The sequence below is a fragment of the Marinobacter psychrophilus genome (assembly GCF_001043175.1).
In the GTDB taxonomy this organism is placed as follows: domain Bacteria; phylum Pseudomonadota; class Gammaproteobacteria; order Pseudomonadales; family Oleiphilaceae; genus Marinobacter; species Marinobacter psychrophilus.
In genome coordinates this window covers 1,933,353-1,958,243 of sequence record NZ_CP011494.1, presented here as the reverse complement: position 1 = coordinate 1,958,243, position 24,891 = coordinate 1,933,353, and the positions used below count along the sequence as shown (strand labels likewise).

The following is a 24,891-nucleotide window of genomic DNA, read 5'->3' as shown; positions in this document are numbered from 1 at the left end:
CTCAACTAGCAATCAAGCGAACAATAATGGCGCCTACCATAATCAGAGTCAGCCATTTCACCCACTGTGCACCCCGTGGCCCAACATTGACCTTCACCGCAATGATCGCTCCGACAATATTACCTGCGGCCAGGGTCAAGCCCATCGCCCAGCGTACTTGTCCGCTGCCTGCGAATATCGCCAGAGCAGGGATGGTATAGAGAAGAATAATAAAGACTTTGAGCACGTTCACCTGAAGTAGATCTATTTTTAGCATACGGTGCAGCGCGACGATAAACAGCGCCCCGACCCCCACCTGAATAAATCCACCGTAAAGACCCACCACAAACATCGCGGCATAAATCACCGGGCCTAGTCGCTCGGGGGTTAACGGACGAGTGTCCAGCTTGGGAGCGGGGAGCAGCAAAAATGTCGAAGTGGCGATCATGGCAGCAACCAGAACGAATTCAAAAACGGCTGCAGAAACGTCTGTTGCCAGCCAAGCTCCAAGCAATGACCCCAGCACGGCAGGCACCGCTAGCCGCAAACCAATACCCAGCTGGCCATGCCCGTTACGGAAAAAACTGCCAACGGCGGTCATGCTCTGCAACGTTATAGCGACTCGATTGGTGCCATTAGCAACCTGAGGCGGCAGGCCCAGAAATATTAGCAAAGGCAAGGTGAGCATTGAGCCGCCGGCGGAGAGTACGTTAATAAAGCCGGCGAACCCGCCCAAGGCAGCCAGCAAAACCATTTCAATGAGTGTCATTCGATAACCGTATCAGGATTGAACCAAAGGTGTGCAAGCTAACGTCGCACAGGATTTGTAACTGCTCTTGGCTTGAGCGTTTGACGAAAGCATAACCGAGGCTGAGACAGCAAAGCTAATTGTCGATTATATAAAACGCCTGTTGGTTATAATCTAGGTGCATTGCGATACCGTTGAAGATTAAATCTAGACCCCAAAAGCCGTCGCTGCCATGCTAAGGGAGAGCAAACTCACGTTTAACCGACGAATCGCTAATAACACCGCCGGCAAAGACCGGTATAACATGGCTAAATGACAAAAAATTGATGCTGCAGGATATTACGAATGACCTTCGCACGTATTACCGGCACTGGCTCGTACTTGCCGGACCAGATTGTGACCAATAAGGATCTAGAAAAAACCGTGGACACCACGGATCAGTGGATCCGTGAACGAACAGGCATTGAACAGCGCCATATTGCAGTGAAAGGTCAAACCACGGTTGACCTGGCCGAACAGGCTGCCTTAAGAGCCATCGAAGCCGCCGGAATAGACGCTGCGGATATTGATCTGATCGTGTTCGCTACTTCTACGCCTAATAAAATATTCCCAAGCTCCGCCTGTATTTTACAGGCACGCTTGGGCATTCGAGGTTGTCCCGCTTTTGACATTCAGGCTGTGTGCAGCGGTTTTGTGTACGCACTGGCCACCGCGGATAAATTCATCAAAACGGGAACCAGCAAAAAAGTGCTTGTCATTGGTGCCGAGGTATTCTCTCGTATTATCGATTGGAGCGATCGCGGTACCTGCGTGTTGTTCGGCGATGGTGCCGGTGCGGTTATTCTTGAAGCCAGCGATGAAACTGGGATTTTGTCCACCCACCTGCACGCCGATGGCAGCTATGAAAAGCTTCTTCACGTGCCATGTGGTGTCGCTGAAGACCCTGAAAAGTTTAAGGCCGGCCTTGGCTATGTGGAAATGAAGGGTAACGAAGTCTTCAGGATGGCGGTGAATACACTGGGTAAAATTGTTGATGAAACCCTTGCTCACAACAACATGAAAAAATCGGATATTGATTGGCTAGTGCCTCACCAAGCCAATATGCGCATTATCGCCGCGACCGCTAAAAAACTGAACATGCCAATGGATCAGGTTGTAGTGACCGTTAACAAACATGGTAATACCTCAGCAGCGTCTATCCCGCTGGCCCTTGATGAAGCTGTACGTGATGGCCGGATCAAGCGTAACGAGGTTGTTTTGCTGGAAGCTTTTGGCGGCGGTTTTACCTGGGGGTCTGCGTTATTACGGTTTTGAGTGGCAGCATTTAAAAAGCTGGCTTAAGCTTATACCCGATGTGCATCAAGAAAAACAAAAGGAAGAAATGATGAGAATGTCACCTCGGGATGCCCAATCTATGACAACCCAACCTGCGAGCCTCAGCCGCAGACGTTTACTGGTTGGCAGCGCAGGCGCCATGGCCTGAGCGAAAACACCCGTTACATAACCGCCACGGTTGGCGAAACTCTGGCTAAGGGTTTAGACCCGAAAATCTTGATATATGGAAGGTCTGTGCCCGTCCGAGCTCTGAATCCGGTTCTAAGCAGTAACGGCCAAACTCGGAGCCCGCACTTATCGCCGGCTCCGGGGTTTTTTGTCCCTATTTAATCGGATGTACCTCTTCCTCCTCTCTTGCTTATTCCAAAAGTTTATATTTAAGTTATCCTTTATTCTTTCCAGTTTTAACTGAGCTTTGGTAACTTACCCCTCAACACATCATCTGTTTTAGGGGAATGTCATGCAACGTAAACTCAAAGGCCTGGTTACCGGCCTTGCGCTCAGTGCCTCACTTTTTGCACCCGCGGCTGTGTCGGCCGAGCGTGAACTGCTGAACTCATCCTATGACATCGCCCGTGAACTGTTCGCCGCTTATAACGTGCATTTCAATGAATATTGGAATGAGAAGACCGGCGACAACGTTGAAGTCAGCCAGTCACACGCTGGCTCTTCCAAGCAGGCGCAAGCGATTATTGAAGGATTAAAAGCAGACGTGGTTACCTTCAACCAAGTCACCGACATCGACATTCTGCACACCCGTGGCGGCTTGATCCCGGAAAATTGGGCCGAGCGTTTGCCAAACAATAGCTCCCCCTACTACTCCACCATGGCGTTCCTGGTACGCAAGGGTAATCCGAAAAACATTCAAAACTGGGACGACCTGGTAAAAGAAGACGTCGCTCTAGTTATGCCCAATCCGAAAACCTCCGGTAATGGTCGTTACACTTATCTGGCCGCGCTGGGCTACGCCCAAGACACCTTTGGCGACGACCAGCAGAAAATTGATGGATTTCTTCGGGATTTTCTGGGCCAGGTAAAAGTATTTGACAGCGGTGGTCGCGGTGCCACTACAACCTTTATTGAACGCGAAATTGGCGACGTTCTGCTGACGTTCGAATCGGAAGTGCTGAACCTGGTTGATCGCTACGACAACGGCGAATACGAAGTGGTTACTCCCAAGGTCAGCTTTCTGGCCGAGTTCCCGGTTACCTGGATCGACGATTACGTTAAGCAGAACGGCACTGAAGACCTCGCCAAAGCCTACCTTGAGCACCTTTACAGTGAAGACGCCCAGCGCCTGCTGGCCGGATTCAACTATCGTGTGCACAATGAAACCGTCAAAAAAGAAACGGCTGACCGCTTCCCGGACGTGAAATTACTGCCCATTGACGCCATTGCCGGCAGCTGGGAAAACGCCACCAAAGAGCACTTTGCCAGTGGCGGAAAACTTGACCAACTGCAGCGTCGTAAGTAATCAATGTCCTCTGCCAATCAGGCCAGCGTTGCGAAATCACAGCGCTGGCTGCTGACTAAGGGCCGCAGTAAGCGGGTATTGCCGGGGTTCGGTTTGAGCCTCGGCATTTCGCTGTTTTTTATCAGCCTGGTTCTGCTATTACCGCTGACAGGACTGGTTATTGAAGTGTCGGCCATGAGCCTTAGTGAATTCTGGTTTGTAATCACTGATCCGCGGGTTGTGGCCTCCTATAAAGTAACCGCGCTGGCCGCATTAGCGGCGTCACTGTTTAACGGTGCCTTTGGCTTACTGTTGGCGTGGGTTCTGGTGCGCTATGAATTTCCCGGAAAACGCCTGATTGATGCAGTGGTAGATCTACCCTTTGCTCTACCCACTGCCGTGGCCGGTATTACTCTCGCAACACTGTTCGCCGCAAACGGCTGGTATGGGCAATTTTTGACCAAACTGGGTATAGAAGTCGCCTTCACGCCCGTGGGCATTGTAGTGGCCATGGCGTTTACCAGTCTTCCGTTTGTGGTGCGCACTGTGCAGCCGGTTCTGGAAGAGCTGGCACCCGAAGATGAAGAAGCCGCTGTAAGTCTTGGCGCCAGCGACGCCCATGTATTTCGCCGAGTCATTTTTCCCGCGCTATGGCCGGCATTGGTCACCGGTGTGGCATTGTCGTTTACCCGCAGCCTTGGTGAGTTTGGCGCGGTTATCTTCATTGCCGGCAACATGCCCTACCTCAGTGAAGTCACCAGCCTGATGATTTTTATCCGCCTGCAGGAGTATGACTACGCCGCGGCCAGCGCGATCGCCTCGGTTATCCTGCTGGCATCACTGCTGCTGCTGTTTGCCATTACGGTATGGCAAGCGCGTTATCTCAAACGTCTGGAAGGACGCTAGCGCCATGGCAAGCACCCGAGCCCGTTCCACACGTTCCTTACAACACCGCCGTGTTGGCGACAGCCCGGCCATAAAGTGGTTGCTAATTGGCATCGCCATCGCGGTCACTTTTGGCCTTTTAATTATGCCTCTGGTGGTTATTTTTACCGAAGCCCTGAGCTCCGGATGGAGTACGTTCGCTGACAACCTGCTGGACGAGTACACCCTCCACGCCATCGGACTGACTTTGTTTGTGGCCGCATTGACAGTGCCGCTAAACCTGGTGTTTGGTGTGGCGCTGGCCTGGCTGGTCACCCGGTTTCGTTTTCCCGGCCGTAAACTTCTGATCACCCTGATTGATATCCCGTTTGCGGTGTCGCCAGTTGTGGCTGGTTTGCTGTATCTGCTTCTGTACGGCCGTAATGGCTGGATTGGCAGTTGGCTGGCGGACTATGACATTCAGCTGATGTTCTCTTGGCCCGGCATTGTGATGGTAACGGTGTTTGTGACCTGCCCGTTTGTTGCCCGCGAGTTGATTCCGCTTATGCAACAGCAAGGCAGCGAGGAAGAAGAGGCCGGCGTGGTACTTGGCGCATCGGGTTGGAGAATATTTCGTACCATTACACTGCCCAATATCAAATGGGCGCTTATCTACGGCGTTGTGCTGACCAACGCTCGGGCAGTAGGCGAGTTCGGTGCGGTGTCAGTGGTTGCGGGTAATATTCGCGGGCAAACCAACACCCTGCCCCTACACGTGGAATTGTTGTACCAGGATTATAACGTTGTTGGCGCGTTCACCAGCGCTTCACTATTGGCCGGCATTGCCGTGTTTACGTTGGCCGCTAAAGGTTTTGTGGAATGGCGGCAGGCTCGTACCCTGATCCGCCTGCAAGCACAGGAGACTGTTTAATGAGTATTACCGTTGATGGCATCAACAAGCGCTTTGGCAAGTTTCAGGCGCTGAATAACGTCTCTCTGGATATTCCCGAGGGCAAACTCACCGCTTTGCTGGGCCCTTCCGGTTCGGGCAAAACGACCCTGCTGCGCATTATTGCCGGGCTGGAGTCTGCAGACAGCGGGCAAATCTCGTTTTCAGGCAAGGATGTTACCGGGCTTCACGTGCGCGATCGCAACATCGGTTTTGTGTTTCAGCACTATGCTCTGTTCCGCCACATGACCGTGGCACAGAACATTGCTTTCGGCCTGGATTCTCTGCCGCGCAAACAGCGCCCGACAAAAGCGGGTATTCAGAAGCGCGTTAGTGAGCTGCTGGAAATGATTCAGTTACCCCACCTGGCCCAACGCTACCCGGCGCAATTGTCCGGTGGTCAGAAACAGCGGGTGGCATTGGCCCGCTCGATTGCAACCCAACCGAAAATTCTACTCCTGGATGAACCCTTTGGCGCGTTAGACGCCAAAGTACGTAAAGACTTGCGCCGTTGGCTGCGCAATCTACACGATGAATTCCACTTCACCAGCATTTTTGTGACCCACGACCAAGAAGAAGCGTTGGAACTGTCTGATCAGGTGGTGGTTATGAGCCAGGGCCGTGTAGAGCAGGTGAATGAGCCCATAGAGCTTTACGCTCGGCCAGAGAGCCGCTTTGTGTTCGATTTTTTAGGCCAGGTAAATGTGATTTCTGGCCAAGTAAAGCGAGGCAGCCTCAGCCAAGGTAATGCTTGGGTAACGGTGCCCGGGGTGCAACACAAGGGAGACGCCCAGCTCTATCTAAGGCCACATGAAGTCCGGCTTGCAACAGCGCCGGTGGCGCATGCCAATTTGCCGCTGCGCATTGAAGCGGTCAGCCTGATTGGCTCGGAAGTACGAGTTGAGTTGCGCCCCGAGGGCTGGCAAAGCGAAGGCTCGAATAACATCTGGGAAGTGGGTATCAGCCATGCTGAATTCAACAGCCAGCGCCCGACTCGCGGCGATCTGCGTTATGCAGTCCCGGAGGTTGGGCATCTGTTTACCGGTAACGACGCTCAGCCCGCAACGGTCAACTGGGCCGAAGCAGAACTGGCACCCCGGGTTCGCTTGATTAGCTGAAGGCTAGTCATACTCAGCCATTGGTTTTTAACCAGTGTGGCGAGCGCCGGGGTGCGCTCCAAAGCCAAATTAATCCGCTCTTGAGGCGCATCAATCAGAACCGTCAAACTCATGGGCTCGTGCCGCCAGTTCGTGCCTTCGTGCACCGACTGCCACGGCAAACCAATCCGCAGATCGCTGCCATCACCTTCAATCACGCCCACATTGCCGCCGATCACCGAATGCAGCAGCTTATTGCCCGCACCGTAGGTGTCCAGTGCAGTTACTGATGCGAAATAATGTAAATTAATCCAGCTGGCAACCACCACCGGGCCACCAAATATGATGGTCAGTACATTTCCATCCTCGTCTGCCTCGGGGTCATAATCGTGGATAAATACCCGGCCACGCAGGTCGCATCCGCGTGACAATGCACGATTGCCAATCCGCATCGCGGCGTTATTGGTCAAACCCCACTTCGGTTGACAACACTCGCGTGCAACCATGCCGAAATCGGCGTTGGCGCTTCCATAAACCGCAAAAACCAGCCGTGAATGGGCAGCTGATCGCATTTTAGCAACGCCTCTATAACCAACATCACAGATGCAAACTGCAACGCCAACGATTGGCATGCCCCGTAGCTCGCGGCGGTCAGCATTCGTGCAAGATGAAAGGTTCCATACTGGTGGTGCAGCAATGGGCAAGTTTGTGTGGGTTACTGGTCCCGTTGGCGTAAGCTGCGAGCAACAGCAGCGACAACGGGACTAGCAGCCAGCCTAACAGGGCAAGCTCTGCAACGAGAGTGGCAACAGGTTCATTCAGCAACTCCTTGAACAGCAAATTAGGCAACCGAGCTAGTTAGCCAATCGTGCATACATTTAAAAAATAGTTTATAAAGAACGTAACATTCAGTTTTTAAGAACGAATAAATGAAACTTAATTACCATCATCTTTACTACTTCTGGGAAGTAGCTCGCACCGGACACCTGACCCGCGCTGCGGAGGCTTTGCACATCTCCCAATCGGCACTGTCTGGGCAAATACGAAAACTAGAGGGTAGTTTTGGTGAAGCTCTGTTTATTCGTGAAGGGCGCCGCCTGAAGCTTTCAGAGGCCGGTCGCGTGGCATTCAGCTACGCAGAAGAAATATTTCGCCAGGGCGCGGAGTTGTCCGCTTTGTTTGAAAGCGGGCACCAACCGGCGCGAGAAACATTAAGGGTCGGTGCTGTTGCGACGCTGTCGCGAAACTTTCAGGAGGGGTTTCTGGCTCCACTGTTAGAACAGGATGATCTGGAGCTCAGCCTACAAAGCGGAGGGCTTGACGATTTACTGCGGCGCCTGTCGGCACATCGGCTAGACCTGGTTCTGTCAAACCAGCCGGTTCAGGGCGACCAACAGAACCCATTTCGCTCTCGCCGCATTGCACGTCAGCCGGTTAGCATTATCGGGCCTCCGAACGCGGCCACCAATGTCATATTCCCTGACTTTCTCCAGGGTTTGCGGCTGATTGTCCCCGGGGCCGAAAACAATATACGCCACGCTTTTGATCAATTCTGCGACTACCACAAAGTACGGCCAAGGCTGATAGCAGAGGTGGACGACATGGCCATGATGCGGCTACTGGCAAGAGACACCCGGTACTTTTCTGTACTACCCCCGGTGGTCGTCCGTGACGAACTAAAAGCCGGAAACCTCGTGGATTACGGTGCCTTGCCCGGCGTTTTCGAAGAATTCTACGCCATCAGCATTCGCCGCCGATTCGAGCCTGTCATTCTGGCTCGGCTGCTGGCCCAGCCGGCAGGCGATTTCCTAAACCAGATTTAGAGTGCTCATCAGCCCCCGCCCATACCGCCGAACAGGCTGGTCAAAATAGCCAGTCCAATAATCCAACCAATCACCGCCGGCCAGAAGTTAACGGATTGCGGTGGCTGCTCGTTCTGCTCGTCTTCCTCGCCCATCATCTCTGGCTCGGGATAATTACGTTCGTCCCGCTGCCGCTCTTTTCCATGGTTGCTCTCCGCTTTGCGCAAGCTCGGCCACTCAAACCAGTCACCCAAAAATGCCGTTACCGACGCCGGAAACACACCATTTTCGGCCATCGGCCGCAATTGTGACTCAAGCCGACCGGCAATGTCAGCACGCAAAACAGGCTGATCGGCAGGAGGCTCACACAAGATAGCCTTCCACACGTCTACATTTTCCGCCCGAATACTATCGTTCAGAAGCGCTTTGATCTGAATAACCACTTCGCGCGCTACTTGCGCTGAATGTGCGTCCAACTCTTTAGATTGATCCGGCCCTTGCTCCAGCTGCGTGTCTATCGCGTTTGGCGGCTTTTTCGCCTCGATGTTGGGGGCCTCTGATGCTGCATCGGTGGCTTCGCGAAAGGCTTGCTCCAAATGCTGCGCTTCATCGCTGTTGGCAAATTTCAGTTGTTGTTGGTAAGCCTGTTCTACGCGCTGGCGATCGGATGTCGGTTCTATTCCAAGTAGGTCCCAGCAATTCATTGCTACAGGTCTCCAATTATTAACGAATGTACATTTACACAAGACAATCAAGCCTTACTGCAATAGCATACGCTTTACGCTATATAAATCGATTACTTAAACCGCACTAAATCACAAGTATAGAGTGACTATCATGGACGTTACGAATTGCTTCTGTTGCCCGAACAGTGATGGTACGTGCTCGCGTTATGCAATAACGCCTTTGCAAATGGCCCCGCGGACGACCGTTGTATGCCGTGCAACCCAGGCTTTCAGCAGCTTTCGGTTATATTTTTCGGCAATCTTGCTGGGAGTCACAATAGCCGTAGCACCCGCCTTGGCTGTCGGTAATGACATTCCCGGTAAAGTTGAGCCATTGCCCGGCTTTTACGGTTTCAGCGATGACATCCCTGAAGTGCTGACCACAACCCGTTTGCGGCAGCCCAAAACCCGGGTGCCGGGCACTACTACTGTTATTGAAGGCGATTTAATACGGCAGCTGGGCATTAACAGCCTGGTTGAGATTTTTCGCTTGGTGCCCGGCATGGTCGTAGGTGAGGTGGGCAGCGGTACACCAGTAACAACCTACCATGGTACCGTGCACTACGAACAAAGGCGCATGCAGGTGCTGATCAACGGGCGCACGGCCCACCGCGCCACGCTGTCGGATATGGACTGGCAAAGCATGCCGATTGCGCTGGAGCTGATTGAACGAATTGAAGTAAGCCGCGGGCCCAACTCGGCCGCGTACGGGATCAATGCGTTCTTGGGCACTATTAACTTTATCGCTCGTGATCCCGGCGATACCGCTGGCACGGAGCTGCGCATTATGTCTGGCTCGCGTGATTATCAACGCACTTTTGCCAGCATTGGCGATGCCACCAAAGACATAGACTGGCGCTTGGCGTTTGAAAAACGCGAGTTCGGAGGGTTCGATTACCAACAAGAACAGGGTGAATTTATACCATTTCATGATGGCCAGAATCTGAACTTTCTGACATTTGACTCACGCTTAAAATTAAAACCAGACTTCAATATAGAATTGCGAGCCGGTGTCACAGATGGTGTTAACGAAGAAGATCAAGTTAAAAGTGGCAGTCTTGGAGCGCAAGCCAATCCGGATATCGACGTACAGGATTTTTATCTAGATAGCCGCTTTAATATCATCCCCTCGGCCGATCATTTTTTCCACGTTCAGATCAGTTTCGAGAACTTTAAACGGCGCCAACGCTGGCCCGTTAGCGTGCCGAAAGAAGCCGTTTTGCCTTTTGTAAACGGTATCTGTTCAAACCCAGCGGGTAGTTCCGTGAACTGCTCAAACTTGACCACCGCGCCTGAATCATTATCAGCTAATCTTAACGCCGATTCAGAAGATTCCCGTTTGGAGCTGGAGCTGCAGGACACGTTGGTTCTGTCTGACACGACCAAACTGGTCTCTGGACTGGGTTATCGTCACGATACCTATCGTTCGGAAACCTTTTTCAATGGCCGCGGCACCAGTGAACAGTACCGAGTTTTCGGCAATTTGGAATATAGCCCTACAAACTGGCTGACCTTTAACGGCGGTGCCAACTGGGAACATACAGACACCACCGGCCAGGGTTACTTTTCCCCGCGCTTGGCGGCCAACCTGATTTTCAATAATCAACATGCGCTGCGTTTTGTTTACTCTGAGGCCGTGCGTACGCCAGACAGCTTTGAACAGAACCCGAATTATGGTTTTGTGCTGCGCAATGTGAATGCCGCGTATGCCAGCGAACTGGAAGGTTATCGGTTGACCACTGGAGACATAGCGCGCGAGAAATTTTCCGATACCCTGGGCGTTGAATTACACGAAGAGAAAATTCGATCTCATGAAATCAGCTACTTTGGCCAGTTTCCTTTGTCACCCGCTTTGCTCACTCTGGAGGTGCGAGGCTTCAAAGACGAAATGCGGGATATGATCAGCGGTGTTATCCAGTTTGAAGAGTGGAACATTGATAACAGCGTAGACATCGACCAGAAAGGTTTTGAAGTAGAAAGTACGCTGGTTTTTCCGTTAACAACCTTGCGAGCCAGTTATGGGTATTTGGATCAGGACACCCGCTACAGCGGTCCGCTAAGCTACAATGGCCAGAGCCTGCGCGAAGAGGAAGCATCGATTAAGCTGAAACTCCTTGAGCGGCTGTCAGTCAGACATTCTGGAAGCATTGCTGCTATTCAAACCTTACCCTGGAATGTGACCGCCGCCAGTGTATTCTATTGGGCAGATGAGTTCCGCAACTCCCAATTTGAACGCTTTGATATACGCCTGGCAAAGCAGATTATTCAGCCACGCTACACTGCGGAACTTGCGTTTGTTATGCAGCACTACCTGAACCGGGAGTTTGAGCTGAGCTCTGATAACAATATTGCAAACCAAAACCAGTTTTTTGTCGAAGCAGGGCTACGTTTTTAATGGACGTTAATAGGTAATGGCTCCCATGTATCGATCGCTCAGCAAGGTGCGTCTGTTCCGGACAACATATTTTATCGCCCTCAGACGATTTGTGGTTGCTGCGTTTTTTTGTTTTATCCTTATGCTGGGCGCCGGCGCTGCTCGCTCAGACATGACGATTCCGCTGATCTATGTGGTGGGTTCGGGCAACGATGTCTTGGACAACTATTTGCTGGATCAAGTTCGTCAGTTGGTTGGTCAAGAAGTAGCTGTTGTGCCGGTTAACGAGTCTGAATCGGCATTAAATCCGGGCATACCCATAGTGACCATTGGCCGTAGAGCCTTTACCACGACGCTGGGCAGATATCCGCAGTCGCCGATACTGGCAACACTGATTTCACAAGAATACTATCGCGCTATAGCCAGTGCGCGTTCGGATAAGGAATCGGAGCGCTCTGTGTCTGCCATTTACTACGACGTGCCTCTGCTCAACCAAGCGCTTACCGGCAAAGCCATACTTCCTCAATCGCGCCGGATTGCCTTATTGGCTACGCCAAAGAGCACTCACCTGTACAGCGAATTGCTGTCGCAGTTGCCAAAGCACAATCTGGAAGCGAAGATGTTTGTTGTAAACAATAGTAGCGAGCTCATACCTGCTTTGGTGCGCGCACTCTATTACGGTGACTTCGTGTTGGCGGCTCAAGACCCCAGTATTTACAATCCAAACACCATTAAACACATTCTACTGACCGCCTATCGGCGCAACATTATGGTGATTGGTCCTAGCCAAGCCTATGTCAAAGCCGGTTCGCTGGCCTCAAGCTACGCGCCCTACTCTGCGGTAGCGCAAGCCTTGGTTAGTGCTCTGGAACAGTGGTTTCAAGAGGGCTTCTTGCCGAAACCGGCGTACCCGACCGATTTTAATGTTCAAATAAACAAGCAAGTCGGACGCTCCCTAAACATTCCTCTGCCGTCAGAGACCAGCGTAAAGGAACAGGTAATAGAGCAGTTGCGTGAACATGCAATGCCCGCCGCTAAAGATGCGGCCGCGAATGCTGAAAATAGAGGAATGTTGCCATGACATCTCGGCCGCGGTCCTCGGAGGCGCACCGTCCACCTGCCAAACTTGCTCGAAAGTTGCTTATTCTTGGCGCGTTGCCCGCTGTTCTGATGTTCGCCGCACTGATGCTGTTTTTTACTTATGTGCGTTTGCAAGACGCCAACGAACGGGTGGCGAAACACAGCCAAATTGTCGCTGACAGCCTGGCATCCGTATTGGAATATGCGGTTGTATCCGGCAACACGAGTGTGCTTAACGACATTATTTCCGAATCTTTACGCCGCAGCCATGCTGACTGGATACGCGTGACAAACGTTCGCGGCGATGTCCTCGGCTTTGTCAGTCACGCCAACGCCGACGCCAGTGATCGCAAGCGGGCCGATGTGGAAGCGCGAATAACGACGTTCGCAGCACCCGCTTTGGACAACAACATTTATACGGCTGAGATTCTTCAAAAACCCCTGAACATGAACGGCTTAGATACCCCTGAGTGGTTCGATCCGGGTTTGAGCTTCGTCGGTGGAGCCTTGCGGGTAGGCAGCGTGAAGGTAGGTGCTGATCCAGACCTTCTGGCCAGCAAGCGCCGTGGCATTCTTTGGACGTCACTGGCTTTGAGTACTGCCCTGCTGCTGCTGACTATGTTTCTGGTTAATTACTTTCTCACCGATATCCTGCGCCCCATTCGTAGCATCGGGCTACGAATTAAAGCCCTCAGCCACCACGACTACAGTGTGAAACCGGTAAATCAATACCGTAATTCTAAAGAACTGATCACCATAGAAATACGCCTAAACGAGCTAGCTCAGCATCTTGAAGAGCAACGAGAGTTGCAGGAACACACCTTGACTCAAACCCGCTCTGCCCTGGAGCAGGCCGAGCGCAACAGCCAAGCCAAATCCGATTTTATGGATATTGCGAGTCATGAGTTACAGACTCCTCTGCGGGCCGTGCTGAGCACTGTCGAACTGATCGAGCGCGTAAGCCTGAGTAAAAGCCAGAGTGAATACCTAACAACCGCCAGTCGCGCTGCGCAGGACCTTTCACTGGTGATAAACGATATTTTGGAGTATTCACGCCTCGATCGTGGTACTGCGGTGCTGCGGTCTTATCCATTTGATTTGCACCAGTTAATTCACAACTGCGTGGCGTCCCACAGACACATCGCAGTGGAAGCCGGATTAACCCTGGATCTCAGCTTTCAATCGGGCTTTCCAGACGTAGCGATGGTGCATGGTGATGCTCCAAAATTGCGCCAGATAATAGCAGGCCTTCTGGATAACTCGATTAAAAGTAGTCACGATGGCAATGTACAGATTGAAGCCTGCCTGAAATCCCTTGATTCCGCAGAGATGCCGGATCATTGGAACGATGCCGATCAACTTCCTCCAGCGGTATTATTGAGCATTGCAGTGTTTAGTACCGCTGCTCAGGCTTTATCGCACAGCCTAGGCGCTAGCTTTGACAACTTTGATGACTTCGACAATGTAGGCCAGGGTAACCTGAGTGGAAACACCGGGTTTATGGGCCTGAGTCTGCCGTTGGTACAACGCCTTATCGAACTGATGGGTGGCCAGCTGAAAGTAGAGGCTAACGCCGATGGGCATTCGCTGTTACGCTTCGAAATTCCCTTTGAACAATAAAAAACGCCAGCTCTGGTCGCCAGAGTTGGCGTTTTGATTTCGCCTTAATCGTCAGTCGGGATCGACTAGCGTCGGCTCACGCATGGTTACAAACTCTTCCGCTGACGTTGGGTGAATGCCCATCGTTGCGTCAAATTGTGCTTTGGTAGCCCCGGCCTTGATCGCCACTGCCAGGCCTTGGGTGATTTCACCGGAGTCTGGCCCCACCATGTGAGCGCCCAGCACTTTGTCTGTGCGTTTATCGACCACCAATTTCATCATGCAGCGCTCATCCCGCCCACTTAAGATGTACTTCATGGGTCTGAATTCCGAGCGGTAAACCCGCAGGCTATGCCCGGCCAAGCGCGCCTCCTGCTCAGTCAGACCAACGGTGCCGATGTTCGGTTGGCAAAAAACCGCAGTAGGAATCGCCGCATAGTCCATTTCGCCTTCACCGTCGCCAAACAATCTGCGTGATAGCACCATTGCCTGGGCCAACGCGACCGGGGTCAGCTGGGGGGTTCCAATCACGTCACCCAGCGCGGAGATTGAGGGTACTTTGGTCTGAAAATAGTCGTTTACCACCACGTGGCCAGAGTCATTCAGAGCTACGCCAAGCTCAGCCAACCCAAGGCCGTCAACCAGCGCGCGGCGTCCGGTTGCTGCCAGAACGAGCCCGGTTTTAAGTGTTTCACCATTGTTCAAAAGCACGGAATAATCGCCGCTTGCGCCGGTTACCGATTCGATGGTGACGTTAAACTGCAAATCTACGCCCTTCTTCATCATTTCTTGGGCTGTAAAGGTGCGGATATCGTCGTCAAAGCCACGAAGAAACAGATCACCGCGGTACAGCAGTGTGGTTTTAACGCCAAGCCCAGCCAGAATACCGGCAAACTCCACGGCTATGTAACCACCTCCCCAAACCACTGCATGTTGCGGAAGTTCCGGCAAGAAAAACATCTCGTTAGACGTCAGCAGGTGTTGTTTGCCCGGAATGTCAGGCACCACGGGCCAGCTGCCAGTAGCAATAGTAATGTGTTTGGCGCTGTAGCTTTTATCGCCTACAACCACGGTATTTGGACCGCTTAAGCGGGCGCTGCCATTAATAACGGTTACCCCAGCACTTTCTAACAGGCGCCCATAAATGCCCTTCAAGCGCTCGATCTCGGTGTTTTTATTTGCGAGCAATGTGGGCCAGTTGAATTTGACGTCGGCAAGCGGCACTTGCCAGCCGTAACCGGCGGCGTCTTCCAGTTCGTCGTGAACGTGGGCGCCGTAAACAAACAGTTTTTTTGGCACGCAACCCACATTCACACAGGTGCCACCCAGGTAACGCGATTCCACCACCGCTACTCGCGCGCCGCGCTGGGCAGACATACGGGCCAATCGAACGCCACCAGAGCCGGCGCCTATCACAATCAAGTCATAATCTACTGAGTCAGACACAAGGTCTCCCGTTATTAATTGATTTAAAGCTGTTTCATTGCATTCAGTTTTACGCTGGCCGGGCGATTAAAGGCCAAGAGTCAAACGCGCTGTTACGTTGCCCTCTTCGGCGGTCTTTTCCAGCGCTGCCTGATCTATTACAACGCCATTTTCGACACTCAGGGTTTCCAGCCAGGAGGCTACATCGGAAAAGGGTACGTTATCTATCCATATACGAACCGAGTTATCACCGCTAGGTTCAAAGCGCTGCAACACCAGCCCGAACTCCCGTGCCGAGCCGGTTACCAACCCCATCAACGCGCGGCTATCTGCGGGTTTGTTGATAGCAGCGCCAGCGCCAGCGTCAACGCGACTCGCTCCCGCAAGCGTACTTATGCTAGCAGCGTTGCTGTTCATCCAGGTCAGAAGCTGCGTGGCATTGAGCCGCGATATCTCCGCGTGATCGTGATAACGGGTGGCCGGCAGCCAGAGTGCGAAATACAAAAAACCCGCCAGTAGAGCAACAACAAGCCATCGCAGGGCTTTTTGATCACGCGGGGGGAGTAGCAGATACTGAACCTGAAGTTTGCGAACGCCGGCCTGTTTTTTCAATTTTTCAAGCATCGTTTAACCTCCTGAAACCGTTAAACGCCCACGAATTTCACCGGCTTCGTTCACCACTGAGCCAATTTGCGCGTCCAGCCCCTGGGCCAAAAGCCCATTGCGCAACTGGCTCATAATGTCGTAACTGTCTGCGCGTAAATCCACCACCAGTTCGCCGCGGGCCTGGTTGTAATTCAGCGAATTGAAGCGAATACCACTGCCGCCAGAAACCGCCGCATACTGTTCGCCGGTAAATTTCATCAGGGTTATAAAGTTGAGACTTGGGCCACCGTCAGCGTTTTGTCTGAGCTGACCTTCAACCACTCTGCGCACATTGCCGGGGTGGGTGCGCCGGTCGTCAGGAAATGCCTGTTGGTAAACACTCATGGCCTGCGCCGTCAGGTTGTCAGCCTGATGTTGATAGTACCAGCCTAACCCTGTTTCCAAAGACAGTTGGAGCACCAGCCAAGCCGCGGCTACCAGAATTAAGGATCGCCAGGGCGCTAAGGCGCTTTTTTTCGCCGGGCCAGCAGCAAAGTTACCTTGGCACAGATTGATGGCGCCTGCACTCTGGCGCTGGTGAGACAGCGCCAACAACTCCACTGGCAACCGCTTGGAATGTTCAGTCGTCATCTCTATTTTATCTTGCGCGACGCTATCCGCCATAAGTAAAGCCAGTTCGTCGCCCACCTTCCCCTCAACATACAACGTCAAAGGCACAGCCTCGCCACTGCCGGGTACTGCAAGTGTTTGCAGAAACATGGTTAAATTTCTGGTTTGCACACTTAACCACTCACCGGCCGGGCCCAGCAACATGGTCACCTCGCCATCTACGCAGGCACTCCAACCGTCAGCCCCGGGCGGGAGCAGCGATGCGTCGGTGTATATGCCAATCAAGGTAAGGTCGCGCCAACCGCTGAACACGCTAAACCAGTTGGCCATGCGCTCACGGTCAATCGCGGCTACCCGGTAGCCCTGGTTACCGCCGTTGCCGAGCGCCAGGTGCAGGGTTTCTATATCTTGCGCTAGCTGTTCTTCAACCGCATAAGGCAGTGCCTGAACAATAAAACGCCGCTGTTTCGCGGGTATATTGGCCAAGCAGAATGCGGCTTCGTCGCCGGGAATTAGCCCAACTAGCAGGGTGTGTTCAATAGCGTTCTGCGCTAACGTCTGCTCGATTTCATCCTGGCTATCGGCTTCGCCTTTGGCCTGGCAATGGCCGGCACTGTCCAATAGCGCCCAACTGTAACGCCGTTCGCCTGGCTGTTGCTCCACAGCGGCAAAGCCTGAAACCGACCGGACGTATAGGCGATAAGACATGGTTATCCTTCCACAATGGTAAACGGCGCTTTGGTAATTCGGTTTTTTTGCCCTGTGTCCCGGTGTAATGTGGACACCTTACCCTCCGGGTCGCGGTAAACGGTGCTAACCATGTGCACAACCCGCTTGTCGTAGGTAATTCTTGCCACAACCTCAAAAAAACGGGTCTGCAAAGTAAGGCCCTCTGGCCTCAAGCCTAGACCGGAAAATTGCGGCAGCGCTAGAAAATCTTTGATATTCTCAAAGCGTTTTTCTTTTCGCAGTTCAATCACCGCATTTACTTGGGTCGCACTCAAGTCCGGATGCAGGGTTTGTAACACTTCCGCGCTGGCGGTATTTACATTGATGCCCAGGCCACTGACCGGCAGCGCCGCCACAAAGGGTCGAAGCGCCTGGTAGTCTTCCTCGGTCATGCCCTCCAGCAGTCGCAGTTCGGTTACGCTGGCAAACTTTTGATTGCCCGCCCGATAACCCGGCTGCGCCAACAAATATTGGCCGTCTTCGGCACTATAAGCACTGATTGTCTGGTCGTTTGCATCCACCCAATCAATAAACACATCGGTTTTCAGGTCGGTTATCTGAAGGTTCTGCAGTAATTGGCCCAAGCGTCCACGGCTCACCGGCTCTGGCTCGTTATCGGCGCCAATAAGGTCATTCAGATTCAGCCTGCCACCCAAATCGTCCAACTGTATTTCGGCCACGCCGCCGTCATCTAACGGCAGCACAACGGAGTTAGCCGCCCAGAATTCGTCCAGACTGTCGATCGGTGCTCCAGATTCTTTATCTTCCTCGTAATCTGTCATCAGTATCTGGTGGGCAAACGCTTCTGCACCCAACGCCACACTCAGCCCTTGCTGCTGAGCCAGGTAATGCCCTGCCTTAAACACCCTAAGGCTTTGCTGATGTGTCATTCCGGTTGCCAGTATAACCACCAATGCCATCGCCAGCAGCACCATGATTAGTGCCACACCCTGTTGGTGCCAATACGTCGAAGAAGCTTCACTGTAACGCATCATTGGTCACTCGCCGGAACTGACGTTTCATTCACGGCGGTGCTGTCGTTGGAGCCGCTTTCAACCCTGCGACTCAGGCTGGCCTGCGCCTTGCCGGCATCGAAATCTGTTAGTACGAAGAGGCGCTCCAGCGTGCCAAAACGGTCGTGTTCTATGGTCAACTCCAGGCCCGCAGGCAGCGCGGGCGCTTTGGCGCCGGCAGATGGTTCCTGCACCGGCCAGTTGTCCTGCCACTGCCGGTTACTGTCCAGAAAACGCAGTTTGAACGTTTTTAACCCGTCCAGCACCTGCGCTTGCCTGCGATTGTCTTCCTGGCCTTGGTCCAGCGCTGGCCAGTAACTGCGCACCAGTGCATTGCCATTGTATTCCCATGCCACGCGCTGCAGTTCGCTGCGGCGCTGACCTAAAGGGTTACGCCAGCCTTGACGGGTAAAAAGCAGGTTGAAAGGTTTGCTACGATTGGTCAGTGCAGGCTGAACGTCACCATAAATATCCCGCGCAGGGCGATTAATAACCTGGTTCATGTCTCGTTCAAACAACAGCATAGTGCGCTGAAGCGCTGCAAACTCATCGGCAACGTCGTTAACTCGATCGCGGGCGTTAATCACGCCATTTAAGACCTGCCAAACGCCCAAGCCAATCATTGCGGTAATGGCAATGGCTATCAGCATTTCCATTAACGTGAAGCCGCGTTGGCCGGCCATCATTTTGCACCCACAAAAGCGGCCAGGCTGTGCACTGAATCGGGGTCTGAGGATTCGTCTCGGTAGCGGCCGACACTCACCTCAACCCGCCGGATGTTGGCGTCTGCGGTGGCTGTTACGCGAGTAATCACTTGCCAGCGGTAAGGTCCAAACTCCTGGTCGCTGGCGGCGCTACTGGTGGCCGGCAAACTACTTTGCAGCCGTATTTCGTTGATCCGGTTTTCCGCTAGCCACGCTGCCAGGGTTTTGTCGCGAATACGTTCGTAACTGGCAATATACTGGCTGCTCACTTGTGCAGCCGCCGTTGCAATCAAGCCAAAGATCAGCAAGGCCACAAGCACTTCGATCAAAGTGAAGCCCGCTGACCGCTTCATAGACCATCCGCCTCAGCGCCGGGCTTTTGCCAGTGTATGAGCGCAATGCCGTCAGAATACAAACGGTGAGGGGCCAATGCCTGGCCCTTCACCATTAACTCAATTTCAAAAGCTGTGTTTTCACCACTAGAAAAAAATACAACACTGGGCCGTAACGTCTTGTTGTTATTGGTTAAGCGCGGGGCGCCAGAGGCCACGATTGCATCCACTGACAGCCAGGGTGGCAGAGCGTGGGCCTGAAACAGCCGCTCCGGACTGGCTTCCCAAGCTTGGGTTTCATCGTTGAACACCACAAACTGATAGTTGTCAGTATCTATCACCAAGCCCGCTTCCAGATTGTTTAAAACGGCTTGCTCGGACATCACCTGCATGCGCAGATACAGATCCTGAACTTCAGCTTCCAGCTCGCGCTGCTGCGAGCTGCCGCCCATAGTGAACACAGCTAGCGCAGCCACCAGTCCGATAATGACCAGCACCACCAATATCTCGATTAGGGTGAAACCATTTTGGGTGGCGTTACGTGGCACTGTTTATTAGCCTTTGGTGTTCCAAATACTGAGGTCGGCGGCGTCGTCTTCACCGCCTTCCTGGCCATCTGAACCCAACGAATAAAGGTCATAGGCGCCTTCCGTGCCCGGGCTGACGTATTGGTAAGGCGCGCCCCAGGGGTCTTTCGGGGCATTTTTCAGGTAGCCATCGGCGTTCCAGTTTTTCGGATCCGGGCTACCCGCTGGCTTGTTAACCAACGCTTCCAGCCCTTGCTGGGTTGACGGGTAATGGCTGTTGTCAAGGCGATACAAATCCAGGGCATTGCCAATATTGCTGAGCTGGGTTTGCGCTACTGTGACCTTGGCTTGGTCACTACGGCCCATGATGTTGGGCGCCACAATGGCGACCAATAAACCAAGAATGACCATCACCACCATAATTTCAATAAGGGTGAAGCCTTGGTTGTGGCAAATATCGGGAGAGTTCGAACGCTTCATAATAAGGCACGTATCCTTGGTTATGGGTCTATTGGTCTGTCCGAATTGCGCTTCAAGAGCATTTACACTTTAGCCCACTAGATTACTCATATTCAGAATCGGCAGCATAATAGCCATCACGATAATCAGCACCACTCCACCCATCAACAACAGCATCAATGGCTCAAACAGGCCAACGATCGCCGTAATTTTCGCCTGCAGAGTGTTTTCCTGCATTCTGGCTGTGCGCTCCAACATGCTGTCTAGCTCGCCACTGGCTTCGCCACTGGCAATCATGTGCAGCATCATCGGTGGAAAGTAACCGCTCTGATCCAGCGCTCTGTGTAATGCTCCGCCCTCACTGACTTTACGCGCAGCATCTTTTAGCTCCTGGCGCAGATAATCGTTACCGAGAACCTCCCCAGCAATGCGCATGGCGTCCACCAGCGGCACACCACTGGTGGTCAGTATACTCAAGGTACTCGCATAGCGGGCCGTGTTAACGCCCCGCACCATGCCTGCCAGTAGTGGTAAGTGCAGCAGGCGCTTATGCATGCGCAAGCGAAACGCTGGTTTACCCATCGCAAAACGAAACGCCACCAGCCCAGCGCCCAAAGCAATGAGCAGATAGATACCGTAGCTCAGCAAAAAATCCGACATGGACAGCATGACCCGCGTCAGCAATGGCAACTGTTGTCCCTGGCGCACAAACACAGCAATGATGTCTGGCACTACATAGGTGAGCAAAAACACCACGATGGAGATGGCGACTACGCTCAGAATAATCGGATAAATAGCCGCCAACTGAATTTTTTGGCGGGATTCCTGGCGGCTTTCGGTGTAGTCCGCGAGCCGGTTCAATACCAGGTCAAGGTGGCCTGCGTGCTCGCCAGCGGCCACGGTTGAACAGAACAGCCGCGGAAAAGCCCGCGGGAACTCACCTAGGCTATCGGCGAAGCTATAACCCTCCATCACTTTGGCGCGAATGGCAATTAACATACTGCGAATACGCGGATTATTCGACTGTTTTGAGGTCACACTCAGGGTCTGCTCGATGGGAATCCCGGACTGGATCAAGGTCGCCATCTGGCGCGTAACCAAAGCCAAATCTGCTGCGCTCAGTGTACCTCGCGCACTCAATGATGGGCCCCGCCCCGATTTTTCCACAGCTGGCTCTACTGCCAGTGGCGTCAACCCTTTTTCGCGCAGCTGCTGGCGTACCGCCCGCGGTGCATCGGCTTCAAGTACGCCTTGTATCTGTTTTCCGCGAGCGTCCAGTGCCTTATATTCAAAAGCCGGCATGATTTATTGGTTCCGGTGGGTAACGCGAAGTACTTCTTCCACGCTGGTGATGCCCGCCAAAATCTTGGCTACGCCGTCGGCGTGAATGCTGGGACTGTGCAAACGGGCTTCCCGTTCCAAGGCCAGCTCGCCGGCACGTTTATGAATCAGCGCACTGAGGCTTTCGCTGATCTCCACCGTTTCGTAAATACCAATACGGCCGCGATAGCCCAAATCGTGACAGTGTGCGCAGCCTCTGGCACGAAATATTCGAGGCGGGTTGGCTGGGTCCTGCTGCAGAAACTCACACTGTTCAGGCGTGGGCTCATAAGCTTCACGACAATCGGGGCACAACAGTCGCACCAAGCGCTGGGCCACAATGCCCACAATACTCGATGAAATTAGAAAAGGTTCGATGCCCATGTCCATCAACCGCGTTATCGCACCCACCGCAGAGTTGGTGTGCAAGGTGGACAACACCAGGTGGCCAGTCAAACTCGCCTGAACCGCAATTTCCGCCGTTTCAAGGTCTCGCACTTCACCAATCATCACTACGTCAGGGTCTTGCCGCAGAATTGCACGCAGGCCGCGGGCGAAGGTCATATCCGCTTTGGTATTAACCTGGGTCTGGCCAATACCCGGCAGGTTGTACTCAATGGGATCTTCCACCGTCAGAATATTGCGGCTGCGGTCATTTATTTCCTGCAACGCCGCGTACAAAGTGGTGGATTTACCGGAGCCGGTTGGGCCTGTTACCAGCAAAATTCCGTAGGGTCGATAGATTAACTTGCGCACTTTTTCCAGGTCGTAACCGCCCATGCCCAGAGATTCCAGGCGTATAGCGCCAGCTTGCTTATCGAGCAATCGGAGCACCACCCTTTCACCGACCGACGAAGGCATGGTCGACACGCGAATATCCACCTCCCTACCAGCAACCCGCAGAGCAATGCGGCCATCCTGAGGAATGCGCTTTTCGGCAATATCGAGTTTGGCCATAACCTTGATTCGTGACACCAACAAAGGCGCCAGCGCCCGCTTGGGCTGTACAATCTCGCGCAGAACGCCGTCTACCCGGAAACGTATAATCAATCGTGTTTCATAAGTTTCAATATGAATGTCCGAAGCGCCGGTTTTCAACGCTTCGGTCAGTATCGCGTTAATCAGGCGTATAATGGGGGCGTCGTCTTCTTGCTCCAACAGGTCTTCGGTTTCTGGCACCGAATCCGCCAACAACGCCAGGTCCATATCGTCACCAATACCCTCTACCATTTGCATGGCAGCAGTAGAGTCATTCTGGTAAGCATCGTTCAAGGCCTGATCGAACTTATCCGCCTCAACGGTGGCAAAGCGGGCACGCCCTCCGCATAGGCGGTTGGCCTCGGCCAACGCAATATGGGAAGAGCCAGGGCGAACCAGAATAACCGTTTCACCGTTACCTGCACGGGTCACAATAACGCCGTTGCGTTTGGCAAACGAAAACGGAAGCCTGCTGGTCGTTTTATTATTGTGCGGCAGTTGTTGGGTTTCTGAATTCACGACGTTTCTCGCTGCTGGTCGGCGTGCTGACAAAACAAGTCTAAAGGCTACCACAGCGGGCAGGCCGGCTGAATAACCCAATGTTCTATACTGCCATTAAACGGTGGCTCTCTGGTAACCTGTTAGTGTTATCTGCCAAACCTGTCTTAGCCGGAACAACACATGCGCCTGGATTCGAAACATCTTATAACGGCTGCCGCCCTTGCGCTGGCAGCCATAATGCTGGCTTCCACCGTCTGGCAAGCTTGGGGCGTGTGGCAGCAGGAGTCTGCCGAGGGCGGCGTTATCGCAGCTGTCAGCATGGGTTCTGCTCCGGCGCAAAGGCCAGTTCCACAGATTGCGCTGTTTAGCCTTCAGCTGTTTGGCAGTACACAAGCCAACAACCCGGGCGTTCAGCAAAACACAGAGAATCTGCCTGAAACAAATTTACAGCTTACGTTACGGGGCGTTTTAGCCGCCGCCGGCGACTTTGCTGGCAGCGCGCTAATTGAAGACGATCGCAACAACACCGACGCCTTCCTGGTGGGCGACACCCTACCCGGCAACGCGACACTGCGCTCGGTTTACCCTGAACGAATCATTATCGAGCGCTCTGGCAAGCTGGAAAATTTATATTTTCCAGAAATCGACAGCCGCAGTGGTTTCAGCGTTGTTGCCAATGAAGCGCAAAGCCCAGAGCCTGCTTACACGCCACCGGCAGGTCCGCAGCCGGCACTTTCACAACCTGACTTATCAGAACCTCCCAGCGCTGCCAATGCTCCTACAGACAAACAACGACGAGACGAAATACGCGAAAGGCTTGAGCAGCTACGCCACAGTTTGCGCAATGGAGGTTGATAAGATTGATTCTAGCGTCCCAAGACCGCGCTTCGTTACCCGCAGCCACGACATCGGCGCTGCGCCTGCTGCTTAATGGCCGCTCTTGGTTGTGCGCAATTTTACTGACGGCCACTCTAGGCTCGGTTGGGAACGCGTTTGAGCTCACCGATACATTGATGAGCTATGTGCGCGCCGAGTTTGGTGACGAAGCCTACCAGCGCCTGCAGAATTATCAGCGCCTACAACTGCTAGCCAGCAGAGCCCCGATAGACCGACAGTTACGCTTGGTGAATTCGTTTTTCAATCAGTCGCGCTTTGTCAGCGACATTGAACACTGGGGTGAAGAAGATTATTGGGCCACTCCAGTAGAACTGCTGACCACCAACGCCGGTGATTGCGAGGATTTTTCCATTGCTAAATACCAGACCCTGCGCTCCATGGGTGTGCCCGACGAGCAGCTACGCATTGTGTATGTCAAAGCTCTGGAGCTGAATCAGGCGCACATGGTTCTGGCCTGGTATTCACGCCCGGATGCCGACCCACTGATTCTTGACAACCTTATAAACGACATAAAATATGCATCACAACGTACTGATCTTAAGCCAGTTTATAGCTTTAACGGTAGTGGTCTATGGTCCAGCAAAGCTGGCAAAAACAAGCGTATTGGCGAGGCAGACAAACTGTCTCGCTGGCGCGAGTTAAACCAGCGTATGCAACAGTCCGAGCAACCCTGAAACTCGACAACAAGGAACCCACCAGATGCGGCGTTGGAATGGTTGATTGCTTCCACGATGCAGTGGCGTTTCCACGGTCATCTTCTGGAGTACCCGGATTACTGGCATTCGC

At 53.1% G+C, this 24,891-nt stretch carries 25 protein-coding genes; 11 read left to right on the top strand and 14 right to left on the bottom strand.

The genetic code is table 11. The features are described from left to right. Window position 1: 1 nt before the first annotated feature. Window positions 2–748 carry a sulfite exporter TauE/SafE family protein gene (locus tag ABA45_RS08795; protein WP_048385421.1) on the bottom strand — a complete coding sequence of 249 codons (747 nt, stop codon included), beginning with the start codon at window positions 746–748 and terminating at the stop codon, window positions 2–4. A 324-nt stretch (window positions 749–1,072) separates the two neighbouring features. On the opposite strand from ABA45_RS08795, the gene ABA45_RS08790 reads away from it, so the two are divergent. From ABA45_RS08790 to ABA45_RS19580, 5 genes are all read left to right on the top strand, one after another. Next, window positions 1,073–2,041, top strand: coding sequence for a beta-ketoacyl-ACP synthase III (locus ABA45_RS08790; RefSeq protein WP_048385419.1), 969 nt, complete (start codon window positions 1,073–1,075; stop codon window positions 2,039–2,041). 481 nt (window positions 2,042–2,522) lie between these two features. Continuing rightward, a complete protein-coding gene (cysP, locus tag ABA45_RS08785; protein WP_048385417.1) occupies window positions 2,523–3,536 on the top strand; it encodes a thiosulfate ABC transporter substrate-binding protein CysP in 1,014 nt (337 codons plus the stop codon). A 3-nt stretch (window positions 3,537–3,539) separates the two neighbouring features. Next, entirely contained in the window at window positions 3,540–4,421 is an 882-nt protein-coding gene (cysT, locus tag ABA45_RS08780; protein ID WP_048385415.1) for a sulfate/thiosulfate ABC transporter permease CysT, read from the top strand. A 4-nt stretch (window positions 4,422–4,425) separates the two neighbouring features. Continuing rightward, window positions 4,426–5,310: a sulfate ABC transporter permease subunit CysW gene (cysW, locus tag ABA45_RS08775; protein WP_048385413.1), complete on the top strand. Its 885-nt coding sequence runs from the start codon at window positions 4,426–4,428 to the stop codon at window positions 5,308–5,310. Further along, entirely contained in the window at window positions 5,310–6,446 is a 1,137-nt protein-coding gene (locus ABA45_RS19580) for a sulfate/molybdate ABC transporter ATP-binding protein (RefSeq protein ID WP_048385411.1), read from the top strand. The genes cysW and ABA45_RS19580 overlap by 1 nt, the downstream gene beginning before the upstream one ends. On the opposite strand, the gene ABA45_RS08765 is transcribed toward ABA45_RS19580, so the two are convergent. Together ABA45_RS08765 and ABA45_RS19315 are read right to left on the bottom strand one after the other, a co-directional pair. After that, on the bottom strand, window positions 6,383–6,877 hold the full coding sequence (locus tag ABA45_RS08765; RefSeq protein ID WP_264753036.1) for a DUF2309 domain-containing protein: 495 nt from the start codon (window positions 6,875–6,877) through the stop codon (window positions 6,383–6,385). The two genes, ABA45_RS19580 and ABA45_RS08765, sit on opposite strands and share 64 nt — an antisense overlap. 14 nt (window positions 6,878–6,891) lie before the next feature. Then, complete coding sequence (locus ABA45_RS19315; RefSeq protein WP_264753026.1) at window positions 6,892–7,083, bottom strand: proton-conducting transporter transmembrane domain-containing protein; 192 nt, start codon at window positions 7,081–7,083, stop codon at window positions 6,892–6,894. Between the two features lie 271 nt (window positions 7,084–7,354). Here ABA45_RS19315 and ABA45_RS08760 point away from each other — a divergent pair, with 271 nt between their 5' ends. Continuing rightward, complete coding sequence (locus ABA45_RS08760; RefSeq protein ID WP_048385407.1) at window positions 7,355–8,248, top strand: LysR family transcriptional regulator; 894 nt, start codon at window positions 7,355–7,357, stop codon at window positions 8,246–8,248. Window positions 8,249–8,256: 8 nt separating this feature from the next. On the opposite strand, the gene ABA45_RS08755 is transcribed toward ABA45_RS08760, so the two are convergent. Further along, window positions 8,257–8,931 carry a J domain-containing protein gene (locus ABA45_RS08755; RefSeq protein WP_048385405.1) on the bottom strand — a complete coding sequence of 225 codons (675 nt, stop codon included), beginning with the start codon at window positions 8,929–8,931 and terminating at the stop codon, window positions 8,257–8,259. A 208-nt stretch (window positions 8,932–9,139) separates the two neighbouring features. Here ABA45_RS08755 and ABA45_RS08750 point away from each other — a divergent pair, with 208 nt between their 5' ends. The 3 genes from ABA45_RS08750 to ABA45_RS08740 are packed head-to-tail and all read left to right on the top strand — an operon-like array spanning window position 9,140 to window position 14,026. Continuing rightward, window positions 9,140–11,347, top strand: a complete 2,208-nt coding sequence (locus tag ABA45_RS08750) for a TonB-dependent receptor plug domain-containing protein (protein WP_084708300.1) — start codon at window positions 9,140–9,142, stop codon at window positions 11,345–11,347. A 25-nt stretch (window positions 11,348–11,372) separates the two neighbouring features. Then, window positions 11,373–12,407, top strand: a complete 1,035-nt coding sequence (locus tag ABA45_RS08745; protein WP_053076150.1) for an ABC transporter substrate-binding protein — start codon at window positions 11,373–11,375, stop codon at window positions 12,405–12,407. Beyond that, on the top strand, window positions 12,404–14,026 hold the full coding sequence (locus ABA45_RS08740) for a sensor histidine kinase (protein WP_048385403.1): 1,623 nt from the start codon (window positions 12,404–12,406) through the stop codon (window positions 14,024–14,026). Before ABA45_RS08745 ends, ABA45_RS08740 begins: the two co-directional genes overlap by 4 nt. 51 nt (window positions 14,027–14,077) lie before the next feature. Here ABA45_RS08740 and gorA read toward each other — a convergent pair whose 3' ends face one another. From gorA to gspE, 10 genes are all read right to left on the bottom strand, one after another. Next, window positions 14,078–15,451, bottom strand: coding sequence for a glutathione-disulfide reductase (gorA, locus tag ABA45_RS08735; protein WP_048385401.1), 1,374 nt, complete (start codon window positions 15,449–15,451; stop codon window positions 14,078–14,080). 66 nt (window positions 15,452–15,517) lie between these two features. Continuing rightward, window positions 15,518–16,054 carry a type II secretion system protein M gene (locus ABA45_RS08730; RefSeq protein ID WP_048385399.1) on the bottom strand — a complete coding sequence of 179 codons (537 nt, stop codon included), beginning with the start codon at window positions 16,052–16,054 and terminating at the stop codon, window positions 15,518–15,520. A 3-nt stretch (window positions 16,055–16,057) separates the two neighbouring features. Next, window positions 16,058–17,353, bottom strand: a complete 1,296-nt coding sequence (gene gspL, locus ABA45_RS08725) for a type II secretion system protein GspL (RefSeq protein WP_048385397.1) — start codon at window positions 17,351–17,353, stop codon at window positions 16,058–16,060. A 2-nt stretch (window positions 17,354–17,355) separates the two neighbouring features. Then, a complete protein-coding gene (gspK, locus tag ABA45_RS08720) occupies window positions 17,356–18,369 on the bottom strand; it encodes a type II secretion system minor pseudopilin GspK (protein WP_048385395.1) in 1,014 nt (337 codons plus the stop codon). Beyond that, window positions 18,366–19,073: a type II secretion system minor pseudopilin GspJ gene (gspJ, locus tag ABA45_RS08715; protein WP_048385393.1), complete on the bottom strand. Its 708-nt coding sequence runs from the start codon at window positions 19,071–19,073 to the stop codon at window positions 18,366–18,368. Before gspJ ends, gspK begins: the two co-directional genes overlap by 4 nt. After that, entirely contained in the window at window positions 19,070–19,444 is a 375-nt protein-coding gene (gspI, locus tag ABA45_RS08710) for a type II secretion system minor pseudopilin GspI (protein ID WP_048385391.1), read from the bottom strand. Before gspI ends, gspJ begins: the two co-directional genes overlap by 4 nt. Then, window positions 19,441–19,971: a type II secretion system minor pseudopilin GspH gene (gene gspH / locus ABA45_RS08705; RefSeq protein WP_048385389.1), complete on the bottom strand. Its 531-nt coding sequence runs from the start codon at window positions 19,969–19,971 to the stop codon at window positions 19,441–19,443. Before gspH ends, gspI begins: the two co-directional genes overlap by 4 nt. Window positions 19,972–19,977: 6 nt before the next feature. After that, a complete protein-coding gene (gene gspG, locus ABA45_RS08700; protein ID WP_048385387.1) occupies window positions 19,978–20,430 on the bottom strand; it encodes a type II secretion system major pseudopilin GspG in 453 nt (150 codons plus the stop codon). A 69-nt stretch (window positions 20,431–20,499) separates the two neighbouring features. After that, on the bottom strand, window positions 20,500–21,711 hold the full coding sequence (gene gspF / locus ABA45_RS08695) for a type II secretion system inner membrane protein GspF (protein WP_048385385.1): 1,212 nt from the start codon (window positions 21,709–21,711) through the stop codon (window positions 20,500–20,502). 3 nt (window positions 21,712–21,714) lie between these two features. Continuing rightward, window positions 21,715–23,226 (bottom strand): type II secretion system ATPase GspE, encoded by a 1,512-nt coding sequence (gene gspE / locus ABA45_RS08690; RefSeq protein ID WP_048385383.1) that lies wholly within the window; start codon window positions 23,224–23,226, stop codon window positions 21,715–21,717. 162 nt (window positions 23,227–23,388) lie between these two features. On the opposite strand from gspE, the gene ABA45_RS08685 reads away from it, so the two are divergent. Together ABA45_RS08685 and ABA45_RS08680 are read left to right on the top strand one after the other, a co-directional pair. Beyond that, a complete protein-coding gene (locus ABA45_RS08685) occupies window positions 23,389–24,063 on the top strand; it encodes a type II secretion system protein N (protein ID WP_048385381.1) in 675 nt (224 codons plus the stop codon). Between the two features lie 5 nt (window positions 24,064–24,068). Then, window positions 24,069–24,779: a transglutaminase-like cysteine peptidase gene (locus ABA45_RS08680; RefSeq protein WP_048385380.1), complete on the top strand. Its 711-nt coding sequence runs from the start codon at window positions 24,069–24,071 to the stop codon at window positions 24,777–24,779. The last annotated feature ends 112 nt before the right edge of the window (window positions 24,780–24,891 follow it).